The sequence below is a fragment of the Streptomyces sp. NPDC007164 genome (assembly GCF_040634135.1).
In the GTDB taxonomy this organism is placed as follows: domain Bacteria; phylum Actinomycetota; class Actinomycetes; order Streptomycetales; family Streptomycetaceae; genus Streptomyces; species Streptomyces sanglieri.
This window is the reverse complement of sequence record NZ_JBEYFB010000003.1, coordinates 137,760-156,458: the sequence shown is the minus strand read 5'-3', so window position 1 is coordinate 156,458 and position 18,699 is coordinate 137,760. Positions and strand designations below refer to the sequence as shown.

General features: G+C 67.4%; 16 protein-coding genes. 9 read left to right on the top strand and 7 right to left on the bottom strand.

The annotated features are described in order from the left end of the window. The first annotated feature begins 14 nt into the window (after positions 1-14). Positions 15-1,457, top strand: coding sequence for a CCA tRNA nucleotidyltransferase (locus ABZ622_RS07310; protein WP_360541260.1), 1,443 nt, complete (start codon positions 15-17; stop codon positions 1,455-1,457). Positions 1,458-1,573: 116 nt separating this feature from the next. On the opposite strand, the gene ABZ622_RS07305 is transcribed toward ABZ622_RS07310, so the two are convergent. The 3 genes from ABZ622_RS07305 to ABZ622_RS07295 all read right to left on the bottom strand — a co-directional run bounded on the left by ABZ622_RS07305 (position 1,574) and on the right by ABZ622_RS07295 (position 4,818). After that, a complete protein-coding gene (locus ABZ622_RS07305; RefSeq protein WP_360541258.1) occupies positions 1,574-2,842 on the bottom strand; it encodes an MFS transporter in 1,269 nt (422 codons plus the stop codon). Between the two features lie 123 nt (positions 2,843-2,965). After that, on the bottom strand, positions 2,966-4,048 hold the full coding sequence (locus ABZ622_RS07300) for an inositol-3-phosphate synthase (protein ID WP_360541256.1): 1,083 nt from the start codon (positions 4,046-4,048) through the stop codon (positions 2,966-2,968). A gap of 62 nt (positions 4,049-4,110) precedes the next feature. Next, positions 4,111-4,818 (bottom strand): helix-turn-helix transcriptional regulator, encoded by a 708-nt coding sequence (locus ABZ622_RS07295; RefSeq protein WP_360541254.1) that lies wholly within the window; start codon positions 4,816-4,818, stop codon positions 4,111-4,113. Between the two features lie 409 nt (positions 4,819-5,227). Between ABZ622_RS07295 and ABZ622_RS07290 the strand changes: the two genes are divergently transcribed. After that, entirely contained in the window at positions 5,228-7,966 is a 2,739-nt protein-coding gene (locus tag ABZ622_RS07290; protein WP_360541252.1) for a transglycosylase domain-containing protein, read from the top strand. Between the two features lie 102 nt (positions 7,967-8,068). Then, positions 8,069-9,568 (top strand): glycosyltransferase 87 family protein, encoded by a 1,500-nt coding sequence (locus tag ABZ622_RS07285; RefSeq protein WP_360541250.1) that lies wholly within the window; start codon positions 8,069-8,071, stop codon positions 9,566-9,568. A 79-nt stretch (positions 9,569-9,647) separates the two neighbouring features. On the opposite strand, the gene ABZ622_RS07280 is transcribed toward ABZ622_RS07285, so the two are convergent. The 3 genes from ABZ622_RS07280 to ABZ622_RS07270 all read right to left on the bottom strand — a co-directional run bounded on the left by ABZ622_RS07280 (position 9,648) and on the right by ABZ622_RS07270 (position 12,493). After that, positions 9,648-10,679 carry an alanine racemase gene (locus tag ABZ622_RS07280; protein ID WP_360541248.1) on the bottom strand — a complete coding sequence of 344 codons (1,032 nt, stop codon included), beginning with the start codon at positions 10,677-10,679 and terminating at the stop codon, positions 9,648-9,650. A gap of 152 nt (positions 10,680-10,831) precedes the next feature. Further along, positions 10,832-11,950: a peptidoglycan bridge formation glycyltransferase FemA/FemB family protein gene (locus ABZ622_RS07275; RefSeq protein ID WP_360541246.1), complete on the bottom strand. Its 1,119-nt coding sequence runs from the start codon at positions 11,948-11,950 to the stop codon at positions 10,832-10,834. Positions 11,951-12,178: 228 nt separating this feature from the next. Next, the gene (locus ABZ622_RS07270) at positions 12,179-12,493 is read right to left on the bottom strand and encodes a hypothetical protein (RefSeq protein WP_317860251.1); all 315 of its coding nucleotides are present in this window, start codon (positions 12,491-12,493) and stop codon (positions 12,179-12,181) included. 276 nt (positions 12,494-12,769) lie between these two features. Between ABZ622_RS07270 and rpsF the strand changes: the two genes are divergently transcribed. The 4 genes from rpsF (at position 12,770) to rplI (ending at position 14,494) form a co-directional block, all read left to right on the top strand. Next, positions 12,770-13,060 (top strand): 30S ribosomal protein S6, encoded by a 291-nt coding sequence (gene rpsF / locus ABZ622_RS07265; protein ID WP_072487610.1) that lies wholly within the window; start codon positions 12,770-12,772, stop codon positions 13,058-13,060. 74 nt (positions 13,061-13,134) lie between these two features. Further along, positions 13,135-13,749: a single-stranded DNA-binding protein gene (locus tag ABZ622_RS07260; protein ID WP_124719894.1), complete on the top strand. Its 615-nt coding sequence runs from the start codon at positions 13,135-13,137 to the stop codon at positions 13,747-13,749. Positions 13,750-13,792: 43 nt separating this feature from the next. Then, positions 13,793-14,029, top strand: coding sequence for a 30S ribosomal protein S18 (gene rpsR / locus ABZ622_RS07255; RefSeq protein WP_003967857.1), 237 nt, complete (start codon positions 13,793-13,795; stop codon positions 14,027-14,029). An 18-nt stretch (positions 14,030-14,047) separates the two neighbouring features. Further along, positions 14,048-14,494: a 50S ribosomal protein L9 gene (gene rplI / locus ABZ622_RS07250; RefSeq protein ID WP_124719895.1), complete on the top strand. Its 447-nt coding sequence runs from the start codon at positions 14,048-14,050 to the stop codon at positions 14,492-14,494. 161 nt (positions 14,495-14,655) lie between these two features. On the opposite strand, the gene ABZ622_RS07245 is transcribed toward rplI, so the two are convergent. Further along, on the bottom strand, positions 14,656-15,993 hold the full coding sequence (locus ABZ622_RS07245) for an MATE family efflux transporter (RefSeq protein WP_360541243.1): 1,338 nt from the start codon (positions 15,991-15,993) through the stop codon (positions 14,656-14,658). 477 nt (positions 15,994-16,470) lie between these two features. Here ABZ622_RS07245 and dnaB point away from each other — a divergent pair, with 477 nt between their 5' ends. Continuing rightward, a complete protein-coding gene (gene dnaB / locus ABZ622_RS07240) occupies positions 16,471-17,931 on the top strand; it encodes a replicative DNA helicase (protein WP_360541641.1) in 1,461 nt (486 codons plus the stop codon). Between the two features lie 221 nt (positions 17,932-18,152). Continuing rightward, positions 18,153-18,665 carry a SigE family RNA polymerase sigma factor gene (locus ABZ622_RS07235; protein ID WP_124719898.1) on the top strand — a complete coding sequence of 171 codons (513 nt, stop codon included), beginning with the start codon at positions 18,153-18,155 and terminating at the stop codon, positions 18,663-18,665. Positions 18,666-18,699: the final 34 nt, after the last annotated feature.

Sequence of the window (18,699 nt, the reverse complement as noted above, 5' to 3'; positions counted from 1 at the left end):
TACCCTTTTCTGTTGTGTCGAACGCCAATGAAGACAGCTCCCGTGCCCTGACCCAGGTGCAGCACCGCGCAGTCAGCGAACTGCTGCGGGTGTCCCCGGTCGCCGACGATCTCGCTCGTCGTTTCCAGGACGCCGGGTTCAGTCTCGCGCTGGTCGGAGGTTCGGTCCGGGACGCACTTCTCGGCAGGCTCGGGAACGACCTGGACTTCACGACCGACGCCCGCCCCGAGGCCGTACTGAAGATCGTCCGGCCGTGGGCGGACTCGGTGTGGGAGGTCGGGATCGCCTTCGGCACGGTGGGCGCCCAGAAGGACGGCTACCAGATCGAGGTCACCACCTACAGGTCGGAGGCGTACGACAGGACCTCGCGGAAACCCGAAGTGTCCTACGGCGACTCCATCGAGGAAGACCTGGTCCGCCGTGACTTCACGGTCAACGCGATGGCTGTCGCGCTTCCGCAGAAGGAGTTCATCGATCCTCACGGCGGCTTGGAGGACCTGGCGGAGCACGTTCTGCGTACCCCCGGGACGCCCGAGGAGTCCTTCTCGGACGATCCGCTGCGGATGCTGCGTGCCGCGCGCTTCGCGGCCCAGCTGGACTTCGATGTCGCTCCCGACGTGGTCGCCGCGATGACGGAGATGGCCGGGCGCATCGAGATCGTCTCCGCCGAGCGGGTCAGGGAGGAGCTCAACAAGCTGCTGCTCTCCACCAACCCCCGCAAGGGCCTGGCGCTGCTCGTCGACACAGGGCTGGCGCAGCAGGTGCTGCCGGAGCTCCCCGCGCTGCGTCTGGAAAGTGACGAGCATCACCGTCACAAGGATGTCTACGAGCATTCGCTGACTGTTCTGGAACAGGCCATCGATCTGGAGCAGAACGGCCCGGATCTGGTCCTGCGCCTCGCCGCGCTCCTCCACGACATCGGGAAGCCGAGGACGCGGCGCTTCGAGAAGGACGGGCGCGTCTCGTTCCATCACCATGAAGTGGTGGGCGCGAAGATGGTCAAGAAGCGGATGACCGAGCTCAAGTACTCCAACGACATGGTCAAGGACGTCTCGAAGCTGGTGGAGCTGCATCTGCGCTTCCACGGATACGGCGACGGGGAGTGGACGGACTCCGCGGTACGTCGCTATGTGCGGGACGCCGGCCCCCTGCTGGAGCGGCTGCACAAGCTGACCCGCTCGGACTGCACCACGCGGAACAAGCGCAAGGCCGCCGCCCTCTCACGGACCTACGACGGGCTGGAGGAGCGCATCGCGCAGTTGCAGGAGCAGGAGGAGCTGGATGCCATCCGCCCCGACCTGGACGGCAACGAGATCATGAAGACCCTGGGTGTCGGCCCCGGTCCGGTGATCGGCAAGGCGTACGCGTTCCTGCTGGAGCTGCGCCTGGAGCACGGCCCGATGGCGCATGATGCGGCGGTCGAGAAGCTCAAGGAGTGGTGGGCCGCTCAGGGCTGAGCCCGATCCTGCGGGAGCGGTGGTCATGTTTCACGTGAAACATGACCATTCTTCGGTGCCGCACCCCGATAGGTCGAGGGGCGTTGTTTCACGTGAAACAACGCCCCTCGCTGACGCTAGACCGCTTCTCCGGTGCGGCTCCACCGGAACATCAGCACCGCGACGATCGTGTAGAGGGCGGCCACCCCGACCACCACCACGGCCGATCGCCCGTCAGGGGGCAGCATCAGGGCGGAGACTGCGGCGGCTCCCACGAAGGCGACGTTGAACAGCACGTCGTAGAGGGAGAACACCCGGCCGCGGAAGGAGTCCTCCACCGAGGTCTGCACCACCGTGTCGGTCGAGATCTTCGCCCCCTGGGTGGCCAGCCCGAGGACGAACGCCGCCACCAGCATGGGGGCGGGGACGAACCACAGCCCAAGTGCGGGTTCGAGGACGGCCGCCCCTGCCGCGCACACTGTCAGCCATCGGAGCCGACCGAGCCGGCCTGCGGCCCAGGGCGTCAGTACGGCCGCCGCGAAGAACCCCGCGCCGGAGACCCCCACTGCCAGCCCCAGAAGCGCCAGGCCCTCGGATTCGCTGCCTGTCCAGGCGTACCGGCACAGCATCAGCACCATGACGGTCAGCGCCCCGTAGCAGAAGCGCATCACGGTCATGGCGACCAGCGCCCGGGTGGCCTGCTTCCGCTGTGCCAGATGGCGCAACCCGTCGGACAGTCCCCGCACGGTGGCGGCCAGGGCCTCCCGCAGTCCGATCCGGTGTCCGTCCCGATCCGGTCCGAGGAGTCCGGTGGCAAGGGTCAGGGAGGCCAGCGCCGACGTGAGGTAGAGCGTCGCCCCCAGCAGCACCACCGCGGCATCGGAGTCCGCGACCAGCAGCCTCACGGCGAAGGCGAGGCCACCGCCCGCCGTGGCCGCGAGCGTCCCGGCGGTCGGTGAGAGCGAGTTGGCCAGCACCAGCCGGTCGCTGTCGACGACGCGCGGCAGCGCGGCCGAGAGCCCGGCCAGGACGAAGCGGTTGACCGCGGTGACGCACAGCGCCGAGGCGTAGAAGAGCCAGTCGGGTGCGGAGACGAGGATGAGGAGCGCCGTGCAGCAGGAGAGCGCGGCACGCAGCAGGTTCCCGTACAGAAAGACCTGGCGGCGCGGCCAGCGGTCCAGCAGAACGCCGGCGAAGGGGCCGATGAGCGAGTACGGCAACAGCAGCACCGCCATGGCGGAGGCGATGGCACCCGCCGAAGCCTGCTTCTCCGGCGAGAAGACGACATGAGCCGCCAGCGCCACCTGGAAGACACCGTCGGCCGACTGGGAGAGAAGTCGTACGGCCAGCAGACGACGGAAGTTCCGAAGGCGCAGAAGAACGCGAAGATCACCCACGACGGCCATGCGATCAAGAGTCACATACGTTGAGGGTCCCCGGGCAGATGCCCGGGGACCCTCAACAGCACGGAAGGGAAAGAACGTTGCCGCTCGGCACCCTGCCGCGTGGACGTGCCGTGTCCGGCTGCGTCAGTTGGAGACCTCGCCCCGGATGAACTTCTCGACGTTCTCGCGGGCCTCGTCGTCGAAGTACTGGACCGGCGGGGACTTCATGAAGTAGGAGGACGCGGAGAGGATCGGGCCACCGATGCCGCGGTCCTTGGCGATCTTCGCGGCGCGGACGGCGTCGATGATGACACCGGCGGAGTTCGGGGAGTCCCAGACCTCCAGCTTGTACTCCAGGTTCAGCGGAACGTCACCGAAGGCACGGCCTTCGAGGCGCACGTACGCCCACTTGCGGTCGTCCAGCCAGGCCACGTAGTCCGACGGGCCGATGTGGACGTTGTCCGCACCGAGCTCGCGGTCCCGGATCTGGGAGGTGACGGCCTGCGTCTTGGAGATCTTCTTGGACTCCAGGCGCTCACGCTCAAGCATGTTCTTGAAGTCCATGTTGCCGCCGACGTTCAGCTGCATCGTGCGGTCCAGGACGACACCCCGGTCCTCGAAGAGCTTCGCCATCACGCGGTGCGTGATGGTCGCGCCGACCTGCGACTTGATGTCGTCGCCGACGATCGGGACACCGGCCTCGGTGAACTTGTCCGCCCACTCCTTGGTGCCGGCGATGAAGACCGGGAGAGCGTTGACGAACGCGACCTTGGCGTCGATGGCGCACTGCGCGTAGAACTTCGCAGCGACCTCGGAGCCGACGGGCAGGTAGCAGACGAGGACGTCGACCTTGCGGTCCTTGAGGATCTGGACGATGTCGACCGGGGCCTCGGCCGACTCCTCGATGGTCTGGCGGTAGTACTTGCCGAGACCGTCGTGGGTGTGGCCGCGCTGCACGGTGACGCCGGAGTTCGGCACGTCGCAGAGCTTGATGGTGTTGTTCTCGCTGGCACCGATGGCGTCCGCGAGGTCGAGACCGACCTTCTTCGCGTCGACGTCGAAGGCGGCGACGAACTCGACGTCCCGCACGTGGTAGTCGCCGAACTGGACGTGCATCAGACCGGGCACCTTGCCGGCCGGATCGGCGTCCTTGTAGTACTCGACGCCCTGGACCAGCGAGGCGGCGCAGTTGCCCACGCCGACGATGGCTACGCGAACCGAACCCATTCCGGTTGCTCCCTGTGTGTTTTGGATGTTTCCGATGAAGGCCCCGCGGATCTGCGGGGACCTCACTTTGCGGTGTCGTCGGACGGATCCGGCGGGGTGTCACCCCGGCGCCGGGGCAGGCCGTCCGTCTCTCCTGCGGTGTTCTGCTGAGCTTCGCTCCCGGGCGAGGATCGTCGCTGATCCCGTCCCGACCGCTCGCTCTCGATGAGCTCGTTCAGCCAGCGCACTTCGCGCTCCACGGACTCCATGCCGTGTCGCTGCAGCTCAAGTGTGTAGTCGTCGAGGCGCTCACGGGTACGGGCCAGTGAGGCCCGCATCTTCTCCAGCCGCTCCTCCAGTCGGCTGCGCCGGCCTTCCAGCACTCGCATCCGCACCTCGTGCTCCGTCTGCCCGAAGAAGGCGAAGCGGGCTGCGAAGTGCTCGTCCTCCCAGGAATCGGGGCCGGTGTGCGAGAGCAACTCCTCGAAGTGCTCCATACCTTCCGCCGTCAGCCGGTAGACGATCTTGGCGCGGCGCCCGGCCAGTGAGGAGGCGGGGGCGACCGCACGGCTGGTGGCGGGTGGCTGGTCGACGGGATCGGCGCCCGGCTCCTCGATCAACCAGCCGTTGGCGACCAGCGTCTTGAGGCAGGGATAGAGGGTGCCGTAACTGAAGGCGCGGAAGATCCCCAACGAGGTGTTGAGGCGCTTGCGCAGCTCGTAGCCGTGCATCGGGGACTCGCGGAGCAGGCCGAGAACGGCGAATTCGAGGATGCCGGAGCGTCTGCTCAACTTCGCCTCCTCCTTCTCCGAGTACGTCCGAGTGCGTCCGAGTGCTCCTGCGGAGCCCGGTGCCGGGCCGATGTACCGAGCTGATGTATCGACTCGATACATCACGACGATAGATCGGTCGCCGCGATGCGACAAGGGGAGCCATCGTGAACGGCGTCACATCGCGAATTCGTAGGAACCGACTTGCGTTGTTTGGGGTGAAGTTCGGCCCTAGGAGGGTTTTGACCGTGCGTAGTCTGTGCGGCATGCAGACCACCGGGAACCGTGTGACGCCCCCGCGCGTCAGTCTTCGCGGACCAGCCGGACGCATGGCGGACGTGCCCGTCGCAAGGCTTGTCCGTAATTCGGGGGGACCGGATCTCAACTGCCGCTTCCAGGCGCTCTCGCCTGCCCGAGGAGTAGTCGTTCGATGAGCGAGCACCGCCGCAAAACGTCGCAACCACAAGGTGGCGGGCGTGCAGCGGCCAGACGAGCCGCCCAGCAGTCCTCAGGACGCCGCGCCGCACCGTCACGTGGAGTAACTTCCGAGTCACCTTCCGGTTCGCACGGCGGCGACAGCCCGTACGGCGGCCGCGCCGAGGCCAGACGTGCCGCCCAGCGGGGCGGCGGGAGCCGTCGCGCCGCCGAGGGCGGCGGAGCGGGCCGCGGGGGCGGAGGCCGCCGTCGTGGTGGCGGTGACGGCGGGCACGAGGGACCGGGCCGCGGGCGGGGGCGTGGCCCCCAGCGCCCTGCCAAGAAACGCTTCATCGACTACCCGCGCGCCGGCAAGTACGGCTTCCGGCGCTGGGTTCCGTCGTGGAAGCTGGTCTCCAGCCTCTGTATCGGCTTCCTCGGCCTGCTCATGGGCCTCGCCGGTATCGCGTACGCGATGGTCGAGAAGCCCAAGGTGAACGAAGCCGCGGAGGCGCAGAACAACGTCTACCTCTGGGACGACGGCACGCAGATGGTCGCCACCGGTGGTGCGGTCAACCGCCAGATCATCGGCTTCGAGCAGATCCCCGAGGCGATGCGGAACGCCGTCATCTCGGCCGAGAACAAGTCCTTCGATCATGACCGGGGCATCGACCCCATGGGCATCGCGCGAGCCCTGTTCAACATGGCCACGGGTGGTGAGACACAGGGTGGCTCGACGATCACCCAGCAGTACGTGAAGAACTCGCGTCTGTCCCAGGAGCAGACCCTGAGCCGGAAGTTCCAGGAACTTTTCATCACGCTCAAGGTCAGCAACGACATGAAGAAGAACCAGATCATGGCGGGCTACCTCAACGTCTCGTACTACGGACGAGGTGCCTCGGGGATCCAGGCCGCGGCCCGTACGTACTACGGCAAGGACGCCGTCGAACTGGATCCGAGCGAGTGCGCGTTCCTGGCCACGCTGCTCAAGGGCGCGTCCTACTACGACCCGGCGGGTGCCACCGACGTCGACCCCGTGCAGGCGACGAAGGAGCTGAACACCGACCGGGCCAAGAAGCGCTGGAAGTGGATCCTCGACGAAGAGGTGAAGGACAAGCGTCTCTCCTCGACGGAGCGCGCCAAGTACACCGAGTTCCCGATGCCCGACCCTCCGAAGAAGAACGCTCAGCTGGGCGGCCAGACCGGATATCTGGTCGAACTCGCCAGGCAGTACTTCCTCAGCAACAACGGCCAGGGCGTCACGGCAGAGAAGCTGGCCCTGGGTGGCTACCAGATCCGCACCACCTTCAACAAGAAGAAGGTCAAGGAGCTCAACGACGCCGTCAAGAAGGTCTACGACAGCAAGATCAAGCCGAAGGAGCGGCCGAAGACGGACACCCACGTCCAGTTCGGCGGCGGCTCGGTGGATCCCAAGACCGGGGCCATCGTGGCGATCTACGGCGGTCAGGACGCGACCAAGCACTTCACCAACAACGCCAACCCCACCGGCGCGCAGGTCGGTTCGACCTTCAAGCCGTTCGTGCTGGCGGCGGCGATGGAGTACGGCAAGCGGAACCCGGCGCTCGGGGAGGACCAGGGGGCCTCGGAGCGCACCAAGGTCTCGCCGCTCAGCATCTACAACGCCGACGACAAGCTGAAGATCAAGAAGTACAACGGTGAGATCTGGACCGACGAGAACGGCAAGGAGTGGCTGCAGGCCAACGACGGCCATGAGTCGAAGGGCAACATCACCCTTCGCGAGGCGATGCAGTGGTCCGCCAACTCCCCGTACGTACAGCTCGGCATGGATGTCGGCACCGACAAGGTGAAGGACATCGCCATAGCCGCGGGGCTCAAGGACGACGAACAGATGGCGGACTCGCACGTGCCGTCGTTCTCCATCGGCACGTCCTCGCCCAGCGCGATCCGGATGGCAGGCGCGTACGCGACCTTCGCAGCCAGTGGCCAGCAGCGCGAGCCCTTCTCGGTCTCCGAGGCGAAATACGACGGCAAGACCATCTACCAGCACAAGGACGCCGCCAAGCCGGCCTTCGACGCCGCGATCGCGGACAACGTCACCGACGTCCTGAAGAACGTCGTCGAGAAGGGCACCGGTACTCCGGCGCAGATCCCCGGCCGGGACGTGGCGGGCAAGACGGGTACGACGGACGACAACAAGTCGGCCTGGTTCGTCGGCTACACGCCGCAGCTGTCCACGGCCATCAGCATGTACCGGCTCGACGACGACGCGACCAATAAGGACCGTAAGTTCGAAAAGATGTACGGCACGGGTGGCGAGCGGACGATCCACGGTGCCTCGTTCCCGGCCCAGATCTGGCACGACTACATGGTGGACGCGCTGAAGGGGAAGCCGGTCCTGAGCTTCCCGGAGCCCGGCCCGATCGGTGACAAGGTCTACGGCGGCGGTGCGCAGAGCCCCACGCCGACGCCCACGGCGCCGACGACCCCCTCGCCGACCATGTCGGTGAGCGAGTCGCCCTCGACGCCCGTGACGGCGCCGCCGACGGGTCCCACCGAGACCTGCGGTACGTGGGACTGGGACTGCCAGCACAACAACGGCGGGACCAGCACCGGTGCGAACGGCGGGGACTCCGGCGGAGCCAGCAGCAGCCCGTCGACGACCCCCGACCCGCTGACCGGTGGCAACGGGAACGGCGGCGGGAACGGAAACGGCGGGAACGGCGCCGACGGCGGGAACGGCAACGGCGGATTCTTCGGCGGACCGGCCGGATAGCGCCCGCGCGGCCTCCGGGCCGACCCGGTCATGAGGGCCGCCGCACCACACGGTGCGGCGGCCCTCGTCGTTTCCACAGCCCCGTACGGCAGGATGAGCGGCATGCCAAGCGCAGAAGAAACGAGTGTGCAGCAGCACGAGGAGCGATCGGTCGTACGGCCTACGCACCAGGACGAGGTCGCCGCGGCCGGCAGTGAGCTGATCGGCGGCCGGTCGGGGCGCTGGACGCGGCTCGGCGGCACGGCCCTCACGCCGGTGGGCGCCATCGCGCTGGTGGCCCTCGGGATGTTCGCGCTGGGCATGGTGCAGAAGCTGCCCTGCTACAACTGGGCCTGGTTCAGGGGCGCGGGCTCGCAGTACACGCACGCCTGCTACTCGGACATTCCGCACCTCTTCGCCGCCCGTGGATTCTCCGACGGGCTGGTGCCGTACTTCGACCGGCTGCCGGGCGACATGCAGTTCCTGGAGTACCCCGTCCTGACGGGTGTGTTCATGCAGGTCGCCGCCTGGCTGACGCCGGGCGGATCCATTCAGCACCAGGAGCAGATGTACTGGATGGTCAACGCGGGCATGCTGATGATCTGCGCCGTGATCATCGCCGTCTGTGTCGCCCGTACGCACCGGCGGCGCCCCTGGGACGGGCTGCTGGTCGCCCTCGCGCCCGCCTTCGCGCTCACCGCGACGATCAATTGGGACCTGCTGGCCGTCGCGCTGACGGCCGCGGCGATGCTCATGTGGTCCCGGGGACGGGCACTGGCGTTCGGCATCCTCATCGGGCTCGCCACGGCCGCCAAGCTCTATCCCGTGTTCCTGCTGGGGCCGGTGTTCGTCCTGTGCTGGCGGGCGGGCAAGTGGCGGGAGTTCGGCATGGCGACGCTCGGGGCGGCGGTGTCCTGGCTGGTGGTGAATCTGCCGGTGATGGCCTTCGCGCCCGAGGGATGGAAGAAGTTCTACACGTTCAGCGAGGAGCGGGGCATCGACTTCGGCTCCTTCTGGCTGATCATCACCCAGCGCACCGGCGAGAGCATCGAGGTCTCGACCGTCAACACCGTCTCGACGCTGACGACGGTCCTGCTGTGCGCGGGGATCGGCGCGCTCACCCTGATGGCACCGCGCAGGCCGCGCTTCGCACAGCTCGCCTTCCTCGTCGTCGCGGCGTTCATCCTCGTCAACAAGGTCTACTCGCCGCAGTACGTGCTGTGGCTGATCCCCCTGGCCACCCTGGCCCGGCCGCGCTGGCGCGACTTCCTGATCTGGCAGGCGTGCGAGGTCATGTACTTCCTGGGCATCTGGATGTACCTCGCGTACACGACGAGCGGGGACAAGCACCAGGGGCTGCCCACAGAGGGGTACCAGCTGGCGATCGCCCTGCATCTGCTGGGCACGCTGTACCTCTGCGCCGTGGTCGTGCGGGACATCCTCAAGCCGGAGCGGGACGTCGTACGGCGCGACGGATCGGACGATCCGTCCGGCGGGGTGCTCGACGGGGCCCCGGACGTGTTCGTGCTGGGGCGGGCGGCGCATCCGGCGCGGCATGCCCACCCGGCGGTGGAAGGGCCGCGGGTGGAATGGGGAGCGGCGCGCGGACCGGTCGCAGACTGAGAGCCGGGCCCCTCCTGGTGGGAGAGGCCCGGCTCCGGGACCAGCTGTATCGGCCGTACCGGTCGATCAGCGGTACGTACTACTGGTCGACGAGGCGGTCGAACTGGGTGGTCGTGTGGCGCAGATGGGCGACCAGCTCGTCGCCGACCTTCGGCTCCTGGGCGTCCGACGGGACGAACAGGATCGACACCTGCATGTGCGGCGGCTCCGCGAACCAGCGCTGCTTGCCCGCCCAGACGAACGGCGACAGGTTGCGGTTGACGGTGGCCAGGCCCGCGCGGGCGACTCCCTTGGCCCGCGGCATCACGCCGTGCAGGGCCTTCGGGGCCTCCAGGCCCACGCCGTGCGACGTACCGCCGGCGACGACGACCAGCCAGCCGTCCGAGGCGGCCTTCTGCTGGCGGTAGCCGAAGCGGTCGCCCTTGGCCACGCGGGTGACGTCCAGGACGGCCCCCCGGTACTCCGTCGCCTCATGGTCGCCGAGCCACAGCCGGGTACCGATGCGGGCGCGGAAACGGGTCTGCGGGAACTGCTGCTGGAGCCGGCCCAGCTCCTCGGCGCGCAGATGGCTGACGAACATGGTGTGCAACGGCAGCCGGGCCGCGCGCAGCCGGTCCATCCAGCCGATGACCTCCTCGACCGCGTCCGAGCCGTCCGTGCGGTCCAGCGGCAGGTGCAGGGCGAAGCCTTCGAGCCGTACGTCCTCGATGGCGGCGTGCAGCTGCCCGAGCTCCTCCTCCTTGACGCCGTGGCGCTTCATTGAGCTCATGCACTCGATGACGACCCGCGCGCCCACCAGGGCGTGCACGCCGTCCACGGAGGAAACCGACCGGATCACACGGTCGGGCAGGGGTACCGGCTCCTCGCCGCGGCGGAACGGGGTGAGGACCAGAAGGTCGCCGCTGAACCAGTCCTTGATGCGGGCCGCCTCGTAGGTGGTCCCGACGGCGAGCGTGTCGGAGCCGAAGCGGATGGCCTCGTCGGCCAGCCGTTCGTGGCCGAAGCCGTATCCATTGCCCTTGCAGACCGGTACGAGGCCGGGGAACTGGTCGAGGACGGATTTCTGGTGCGCCCGCCAGCGCGCGGTGTCGACGTAGAGGGAGAGCGCCATGGCCGGTCCGGAACCCTTCTGGTGGCTGCTGTGTGGGAGGTGTGTATGAAGCCGAAGCCCCCATTGAAACCAATGAAGCCGGTTTCGTCAGCGGGGCGACGCGTAATGGGCGACGCGTGACAGCGGTGCGACGCGTAACGGCGCGACGCGGGTCAGCGCCGCGACATGTAGATGTCGAGCGCCTTGTGCAGCAGCTTGTTGAGCGGGAAGTCCCACTCGCCGAGGTACTCGGCCGCCTGGCCGCCGGTGCCCACCTTGAACTGGATCAGACCGAAGAGGTGGTCGGTCTCGTCCAGCGAGTCGGAGATGCCGCGCAGGTCGTAGACGGTGGCCCCCATGGCGTACGCGTCGCGCAGCATGCGCCACTGCATCGCGTTCGAGGGCCGGACCTCGCGCTTGTGGTTGGCGGAGGCGCCGTAGGAGTACCAGACGTGCCCGCCGACGATCAGCATGGTCGCGGCCGCGACGTTCTCGCCCTCGTGCCGGGCGAAGTACAGCCGCATCCGGTTCGGGTCCTCATTGTTGAGGGCCGTCCACATGCGCTGGAAGTAGCCCAGCGGACGCGGCCGGAAGTGGTCGCGCTCCGCCGTGATCTCGTACAGCCGCTGCCACTCGGCGAGGTCGGCGTAGCTGCCCTGGACGACCTCGACGCCGGCCTTCTCGGCCTTCTTGATGTTGCGTCGCCACAGCTGGTTGAAGCCTTTGTGGACGTCTTCGAGCGACCGGTTGGCCAGCGGCACCTGGAAGACGTAGCGGGGCTGTACGTCACCGAATCCGGCGCCGCCGTCCTCGCCCTGCTGCCAGCCCATCTTCCGCAGCCGGTCCGCCACTTCGAAGGCACGCGGCTCGATGTGGGTGGCCTCGACGTCGCGCAGGCGCTTCACTTCCGGGTCCTGGATACCCGACTTGATGGCGGCCGCGTCCCAGCGGCGGATGATGACCGGCGGGCCCATCTTCACGGAGAAGGCGCCCTGCTGCTTGAGGTGCGCCAGCATCGGCCGCAGCCAGTCGTCCAGATTCGGGGCGTACCAGTTGATGACCGGGCCCTCGGGCAGATAGGCGAGGTACCGCTTGATCTTGGGCAACTGCCGGTAGAGCACCAGGCCGGCGCCGACGAGCTGTCCGTTCCCGTCGAACCAGCCGAGGCTCTCCGAGCGCCACTCGGCCTTCACATCTGCCCATGCCGGGACCTGCATGTGACTCGCCGCGGGCAGATTCTGGAAGTAAGCCAGATGCTGCTCTCGGCTGATGGTCCTCAGGGTCAGGCTCATGCGGGGCGCTCCTCGGCAGGTGTGTCCCCATCGGTCAGGGGCTCCGGCTCTCGCGCCGAAGCCTACTGTGGCCGACGAGCACGCCGTCTGGCCCTATGGCCCTTGCCGCTCCGCCGCCGTCGGGACCCGGGTTGCCGGGTCCTTCACGTACGAGAAACGGCGCGGGGACCCTGTGAGGTTCCCGCGCCGTTCCGCTTGTCCGGTTGTGACTGCTGTGTCTGTCGCGATTCAGCCCACCACGCCACCGAAGAGGCCGCCGTGGGCCATGCCCAGGAAGAAGCCGATGGCGGCCGCGCCCATGCCGATGATCAGCGGGAACCGTTCGCGGGTGGTCACCGAGACGTACTGCCCGTACGCGCCCGTGAGGATCCCGATGAGTCCGGCCCACGAACTGATCAGATGCAGGTTGTGGAACATCGCCGTCACGAAGGCGAGCACACCGAGGATCAGCGTCACCGCCACCAGGGTCTCCTGGAGCGGATGGGTCTTGCCGTCCGTGGCGAGTAGGGAAACGGGGGGACGGGGTCGTATTGCCTGTGCCATGGAGTACCTCCTGGCCGAATGGGGCGCGTGGTGGCGCCGCTCACACCCGATGTGTCCAGATTGCGTCTCCTGACCACCGGATTTCAACCGGAAGCCGTTGTGCGGGTACTCTGTACGGTCTGCACCGGTGTCTGCCCAGGCCAGCACGGCAGCCCCTCTCCATGGAGGGCATTGTCAGTGGCGGCTGTTTTACTCGGAGACACTGATGCTCACGCATCACGACCCTCCTGCCACGGAACGACCGTGGCCGCTGAGTCCAAAGGAGGTGGGTTCCACATGCGTCACTACGAGGTGATGGTCATCCTCGACCCCGATCTCGAGGAGCGCGCTGTCTCCCCGCTGATCGAGAACTTCCTTTCCGTCGTCCGTGAGGGCAACGGAAAGGTCGAGAAGGTCGACACCTGGGGCCGTCGTCGTCTCGCTTACGAGATCAAGAAGAAGCCCGAGGGCATCTACTCGGTCATCGACCTGCAGGCCGAGCCTGCGGTCGTCAAGGAGCTCGACCGCCAGATGAACCTGAACGAGTCGGTCCTCCGGACCAAGGTCCTCCGTCCCGAGTCCCACTGAGCATCTAGCTCAGTGGTCATCGGGTTCGAGTAGCAGCAAGCAGCCAGAAGCAATCCCCGCCGAGAGGTTCATCCATGGCAGGCGAGACCGTCATCACGGTCGTCGGCAATCTCGTCGACGACCCCGAGCTGCGCTTCACCCCGTCCGGTGCGGCGGTCGCGAAGTTCCGTGTCGCGTCCACTCCCCGCATCTTCGACCGGCAGACCAATGAGTGGAAGGACGGCGAAGGCCTGTTCCTCACCTGCTCGGTCTGGCGGCAGGCGGCGGAGAACGTCGCCGAGTCGCTCCAGCGAGGCATGCGCGTTGTCGTGCAGGGTCGGCTGAAGCAGCGGTCGTACGAAGACCGCGAGGGCGTCAAGCGCACGGTCTACGAGCTGGATGTCGAGGAAGTCGGCCCCAGCCTGAAGAACGCCACGGCCAAGGTCACCAAGACCACCGGTCGCGGTGGTCAGGGCGGCCAGGGTGGATACGGCGGTGGCCAGCAGGGCGGCGGCAACTGGGGCGGCGGTCCCGGTGGTGGTGGCCAGCAGGGCGGCGGCGGCGCTCCCGCCGACGACCCGTGGGCCACTGGCGCGCCGTCCGGCGGTCAGCAGGGCGGGGGCCAGCAGGGCGGCGGAGGCGGCTGGGGCGGAAGCTCCGGCGGTTCCGGCGGTTCTGGCGGCGGCTACTCGGACGAGCCTCCCTTCTAGGGCAGCTCGTACCCCCACTTCTTGATCACACAGGAGAAACACCATGGCGAAGCCGCCTGTGCGCAAGCCTAAGAAGAAGGTCTGCGCGTTCTGCAAGGATAAGACCCAGTACGTGGACTACAAGGACACGAACATGCTGCGGAAGTTCATTTCCGACCGCGGCAAGATCCGTGCCCGCCGCGTCACCGGCAACTGCACGCAGCACCAGCGTGACGTCGCCACGGCAGTCAAGAACAGCCGTGAGATGGCGCTGCTGCCCTACACGTCCACCGCACGATAAGGGAAGGGTGACCGAATCATGAAGATCATCCTCACCCACGAGGTCTCCGGCCTCGGTGCTGCGGGCGACGTCGTCGACGTCAAGGACGGGTACGCCCGTAACTACCTGGTTCCGCGTGGCTTTGCCATCCGCTGGACCAAGGGTGGCGAGAAGGACGTGGCGCAGATCCGCCGCGCCCGCAAGATCCACGAGATCGCCACGATCGAGCAGGCCAACGAGATCAAGACCAAGCTCGAGGCCGTGAAGGTCCGTCTGGCCGTTCGCTCCGGCGACGCCGGCCGTCTCTTCGGCTCCGTGACCCCGGCCGACATCGCCTCGGCGATCAAGGCCGCCGGTGGCCCCGACGTCGACAAGCGTCGCGTCGAGCTCGGCTCGCCGATCAAGACGCTCGGCGGACACCAGGTGTCCGTGCGTCTGCACCCCGAGGTCGCTGCGAGCCTCGGCATCGAGGTCGTTGCTGCCTAAGGGCACAGCTCACCTGAGCAGCTGAAGGGCCGCACCCCGTGGGGTGCGGCCCTTCGTCGTGGTTTCCGCTGTGGCTTCCGCCGGTGCTGAGCGGCGGCGAGTGGTGTCGAACGACTCCTCGGTGCTCCTGTTTCACGTGAAACAGGAGCACGGCCGGTGGCTCAGCGGCTGGCCCCGGTGACGATCCACTTGCCGGAGCGGGTGCGCAGCCAGAGCGTCACCATGCGGACGGTCATCATCAGGGCCATCGCCCACCACAGCGCCGTCAGCCCACCACCGATCACCGGCACCAGCAGGGCGACCGGGGCAAAGACCGCGAGAGTGACGAGCATGGCCCAGGCCAGGTACCGCCCGTCGCCCGCGCCCATCAGCACTCCGTCCAGAACGAAGACCACTCCTGCGATCGGCTGGGACAGTGCTACCACCAGCAGTGCCGGGAGCAGGGTGTCCTGTACGGCCTGGTCGCTGGTGAACAAGGGCACGAACAGCGGCCGGGCGAGGACGATCAGTGCTCCGAACACCACCCCGGAGACGATGCCCCACTGGACCATGCGACGGCATGCCTCGCGTGCGCCCCTGGCATCATCGGCTCCCAGATAGCGACCGATGATCGCCTGACCGGCAATGGCGATGGCATCCAGAGCGAAGGCCATCAGGCTCCAGAGCGAAAGGATGATCTGGTGCGCGGCGATCTCGGTGTCGCCGAGGCGGGCGGCAACGGCCGTGGCGATCATCAGCACTGCGCGGAGCGACAGCGTACGGACCAGCAGCGGTACGCCGGCCTGGGCGCTGGCCCTGATACCTGCGGCATCGGGACGCAGTGAGGCACCGTGCCGTCTGGCCCCCCGTACCACCACGATCAGATAGACGACGGCCATCGAGACCTGTGCGATCACGGTGCCCCAGGCCGATCCGGCGATCCCGAGGCCGGCGCCGTAGACCAGTCCCGCGTTGAGGGCGCCGTTGGCGGCGAAGCCTCCGATGGCGACGTAGAGCGGGGTCCTGGTGTCCTGCAGGCCGCGGAGAACGCCGGTCGCTGCCAGCACCACGAGCATGGCCGGGATGCCGAGGCTGGAGATCCGCAGATATGTGATCGCGTAGGGGGCTGCCGTGTCGGAGGCGCCGAAGACATCCACCAGCCAGGGGGCCGTGGGGAGGGTGACGGCGATGACGGCGATGCCCAGCAGGATCGCCAGCCAGATGCCGTCCATACCCTGCCGGATCGCGGAGGCCAGATCGCCTGCCCCGACTCGCCGTGCCACTGCCGCGGTGGTGGCGTAGGCGAGGAAGACGAAGATGCTGACAGCAGTGGTCAGCAGGGCGGCGGCGACGGCCAGGCCGGCCAGTTGCGGGGTGCCGAGATGGCCGACGATGGCGCTGTCGACCATGACGAAGAGCGGCTCGGCGACGAGTGCGCCGAAGGCGGGTACGGCGAGCGAGATGATCTCGCGGTCGTGCCGTCGACGACTGGGTGGCGGGGACGCCGGGGCCTGGATCATGGGGGCCAATCTAATCTTCCACAGGTAATGGATGCAATGGCTTAGTAGCCCTTACATTTGCTCGGGCTCGGCGTTCTCCCGTGGGCCGTTTGTCGTGATCTTGTGCTGACTCGGAAAGTTTTTCTCCCCCACAGGCCGTGGATGGGGAAAGGCCAGGTCAGCGCGGTGATGGTGCGGGTGTTATGAGTTTGTCCACAGTGCTGTCCCCCGCTCCGTGCACAGGTTCTGCGGACTTCTCCACAGCATCTGGTCCGTCGTCCACATGCCCTGTGGATAACCAGATTGGCTGACGGTGCCGAGCGGCCTACCGTGGACCGGCGCCCGCACCCCGTTCTGGACCCGGAACCACTCAGAACTCGTCGCGCCGGAACCGGAGTCGGGCGTCTTGTTTGTCGGTGCTGTGCCGTAAGAAAGAGTGGCGTGGCGAGGTCCGCGGAGCGGACGGGAGGAGGTGGCCCGGTGACCATTCCCGAGCCTTTGGACGACCCCTGGGCCGAGACCGGTCCCAGCGACCGTCTGCCCGTTTCCCGGCAGCGCCGCGGAGAAGGCAGGGACCGCGGCGAGCAGCACGAACGCGGCAGGGAGAGCGACGGCTGGGAGGGGGGATCCCCCGGTTTCGAGCGGGTGCCGCCCCAGGACCTCGATGCCGAGCAGTCGGTACTCGGTGGCATGCTCCTGTCCAAGGACGCCATCGCCGATGTCGTGGAGATCATCAAGGGCCACGACTTCTACCGCCCCGCGCACGAGACCGTCTACCAGGCGATCCTCGACCTCTACGCCAAGGGCGAGCCGGCCGACCCGATCACGGTGGCGGCCGAGCTGGTCAAACGTGGCGAGATCACCAAGGTGGGCGGGGCGCCGTATCTGCACACCCTCGTCCAGTCCGTACCGACCGCGGCCAACGCTTCGTACTACGCGGAGATCGTCCATGAGCGGGCGGTCCTGCGGCGGCTCGTCGAGGCCGGCACGAAGATCACGCAGATGGGATACGCGGCGGACGGCGATGTCGACGACATCGTGAACTCCGCGCAGGCCGAGATCTACGCGGTCACCGAGCAGCGCACCAGTGAGGACTACCTGCCGCTCGGCGACATCATGGAGGGCGCGCTCGACGAGATCGAGGCGATCGGTTCGCGTAGCGGTGAGATGACCGGAGTGCCGACCGGCTTCACCGACCTCGATGCCCTGACGAACGGCTTGCACCCGGGCCAGATGGTCGTCATCGCCGCCCGTCCCGCCATGGGTAAGTCCACGCTGGCTCTCGACTTCGCGCGGGCCTGTTCGATCAAGAGCAATCTGCCCAGCGTGATCTTCTCCCTCGAAATGGGCCGCAACGAGATCGCGATGCGTCTGCTCTCCGCCGAGGCCCGGGTGGCGCTGCACCACATGCGCTCCGGCACCATGACTGACGAGGACTGGACGCGGCTGGCCCGCCGGATGCCCGATGTCTCGGCCGCCCCGCTCTACATCGACGACTCCCCGAACCTCTCCATGATGGAGATCCGGGCGAAGTGCCGTCGTCTCAAGCAGCGCAACGACCTCAAGCTCGTGGTCATCGACTATCTGCAGCTGATGCAGTCCGGCGGTTCCAAGCGAGCCGAGAGCCGCCAGCAGGAAGTCTCGGACATGTCCCGAAACCTCAAGCTGCTGGCCAAGGAGCTTCAGCTTCCGGTCATCGCGCTCTCCCAGCTGAACCGTGGCCCCGAACAGCGCACGGACAAGAAGCCGATGGTCTCCGACCTGCGTGAATCCGGATCCATCGAGCAGGACGCCGACATGGTGATCCTGCTGCACCGCGAGGACGCGTACGAGAAGGAGTCCCCCCGCGCCGGCGAGGCCGACCTCATCGTGGCCAAGCATCGTAACGGTCCGACGGCAACGATCACGGTGGCCTTCCAGGGCCATTACTCGCGCTTCGTGGACATGGCGCAGACCTGACCGCGCCTGAAGTTGGCGCAGTTGGCGAGCTGCTCTTCGCCGATTTCGATCCCGCCGTGCGTTCCATCGTTGCTCAGAGGTCGTTCTCTCCCATGGTTCCGAGGGTGCGGGAACGACTCGCTGATGAGTTCGCGGAGAGAGGAAGCAACTCGGGTGAAACATCCCGCCGCCCCCACCGCATCTAAATGGTGTAGGTGACTGGCCAAGGGGGAGGGCGGCGGATGAGACGGTCCCAGGAGAGCGCCTTCCGGGAGTTCGCGGCGGCCCGCATGGGGCATCTCTTCCGTTCGGCGTGCCTGTTGACCAGCGGCGACACCTATCTCGCCGAGGATCTGGTGCAGGAGACGCTGGGGCGGATGTATGTGGTGTGGGGTAGGTCGTCGAAGCTCGGCAATCCGGCGGCCTACGCGCAGACCGTTCTTGTGCGTGTCTTTCTGGCGCACCAGCGGCGGCGTTCGTCGGGAGAGCGGCCGAGCGACGAGATTCCCGAGGTCTCGGAGACGGCCGCGCAGGGTGACGCCTCGCTGCGGCTCATGCTCCTGGACGCGCTGCGGAAGCTGCCGGCCAAGGACCGGGCGGTGGTCGTACTGCGGTACTGGGAGGACCGGTCCGTCACGGAGACTGCAGACGTACTCAACGTCAGCTCCGCAGCCGTACGCACCCGCAGCACCCGTGCACTCGCCCGGCTGAGGGCGCAACTGGGCGACAACATCGGAGAGTTCGCCGCGCACTGATCAGCCCGACTGACTATTACGAGAAATGGTGGTG

What these genes read in the sequence shown, in the direction of transcription:
- ABZ622_RS07300 (WP_360541256.1), bottom strand. Translation starts at nt 4,048, where the DNA reads ATGGGTTCGGTTCGCGTAGCCATCGTCGGCGTGGGCAACTGCGCCGCC.
- ABZ622_RS07285 (WP_360541250.1), top strand. Translation starts at nt 8,069, where the DNA reads ATGCCAAGCGCAGAAGAAACGAGTGTGCAGCAGCACGAGGAGCGATCG.
- ABZ622_RS07275 (WP_360541246.1), bottom strand. Translation starts at nt 11,950, where the DNA reads ATGAGCCTGACCCTGAGGACCATCAGCCGAGAGCAGCATCTGGCTTAC.
- ABZ622_RS07260 (WP_124719894.1), top strand. Translation starts at nt 13,135, where the DNA reads ATGGCAGGCGAGACCGTCATCACGGTCGTCGGCAATCTCGTCGACGAC.
- ABZ622_RS07305 (WP_360541258.1), bottom strand. Translation starts at nt 2,842, where the DNA reads ATGGCCGTCGTGGGTGATCTTCGCGTTCTTCTGCGCCTTCGGAACTTC.
- rpsR (WP_003967857.1), top strand. Translation starts at nt 13,793, where the DNA reads ATGGCGAAGCCGCCTGTGCGCAAGCCTAAGAAGAAGGTCTGCGCGTTC.
- ABZ622_RS07270 (WP_317860251.1), bottom strand. Translation starts at nt 12,493, where the DNA reads ATGGCACAGGCAATACGACCCCGTCCCCCCGTTTCCCTACTCGCCACG.
- ABZ622_RS07245 (WP_360541243.1), bottom strand. Translation starts at nt 15,993, where the DNA reads ATGATCCAGGCCCCGGCGTCCCCGCCACCCAGTCGTCGACGGCACGAC.
- ABZ622_RS07235 (WP_124719898.1), top strand. Translation starts at nt 18,153, where the DNA reads ATGAGACGGTCCCAGGAGAGCGCCTTCCGGGAGTTCGCGGCGGCCCGC.
- rplI (WP_124719895.1), top strand. Translation starts at nt 14,048, where the DNA reads ATGAAGATCATCCTCACCCACGAGGTCTCCGGCCTCGGTGCTGCGGGC.
- rpsF (WP_072487610.1), top strand. Translation starts at nt 12,770, where the DNA reads ATGCGTCACTACGAGGTGATGGTCATCCTCGACCCCGATCTCGAGGAG.
- ABZ622_RS07280 (WP_360541248.1), bottom strand. Translation starts at nt 10,679, where the DNA reads ATGGCGCTCTCCCTCTACGTCGACACCGCGCGCTGGCGGGCGCACCAG.
- ABZ622_RS07290 (WP_360541252.1), top strand. Translation starts at nt 5,228, where the DNA reads ATGAGCGAGCACCGCCGCAAAACGTCGCAACCACAAGGTGGCGGGCGT.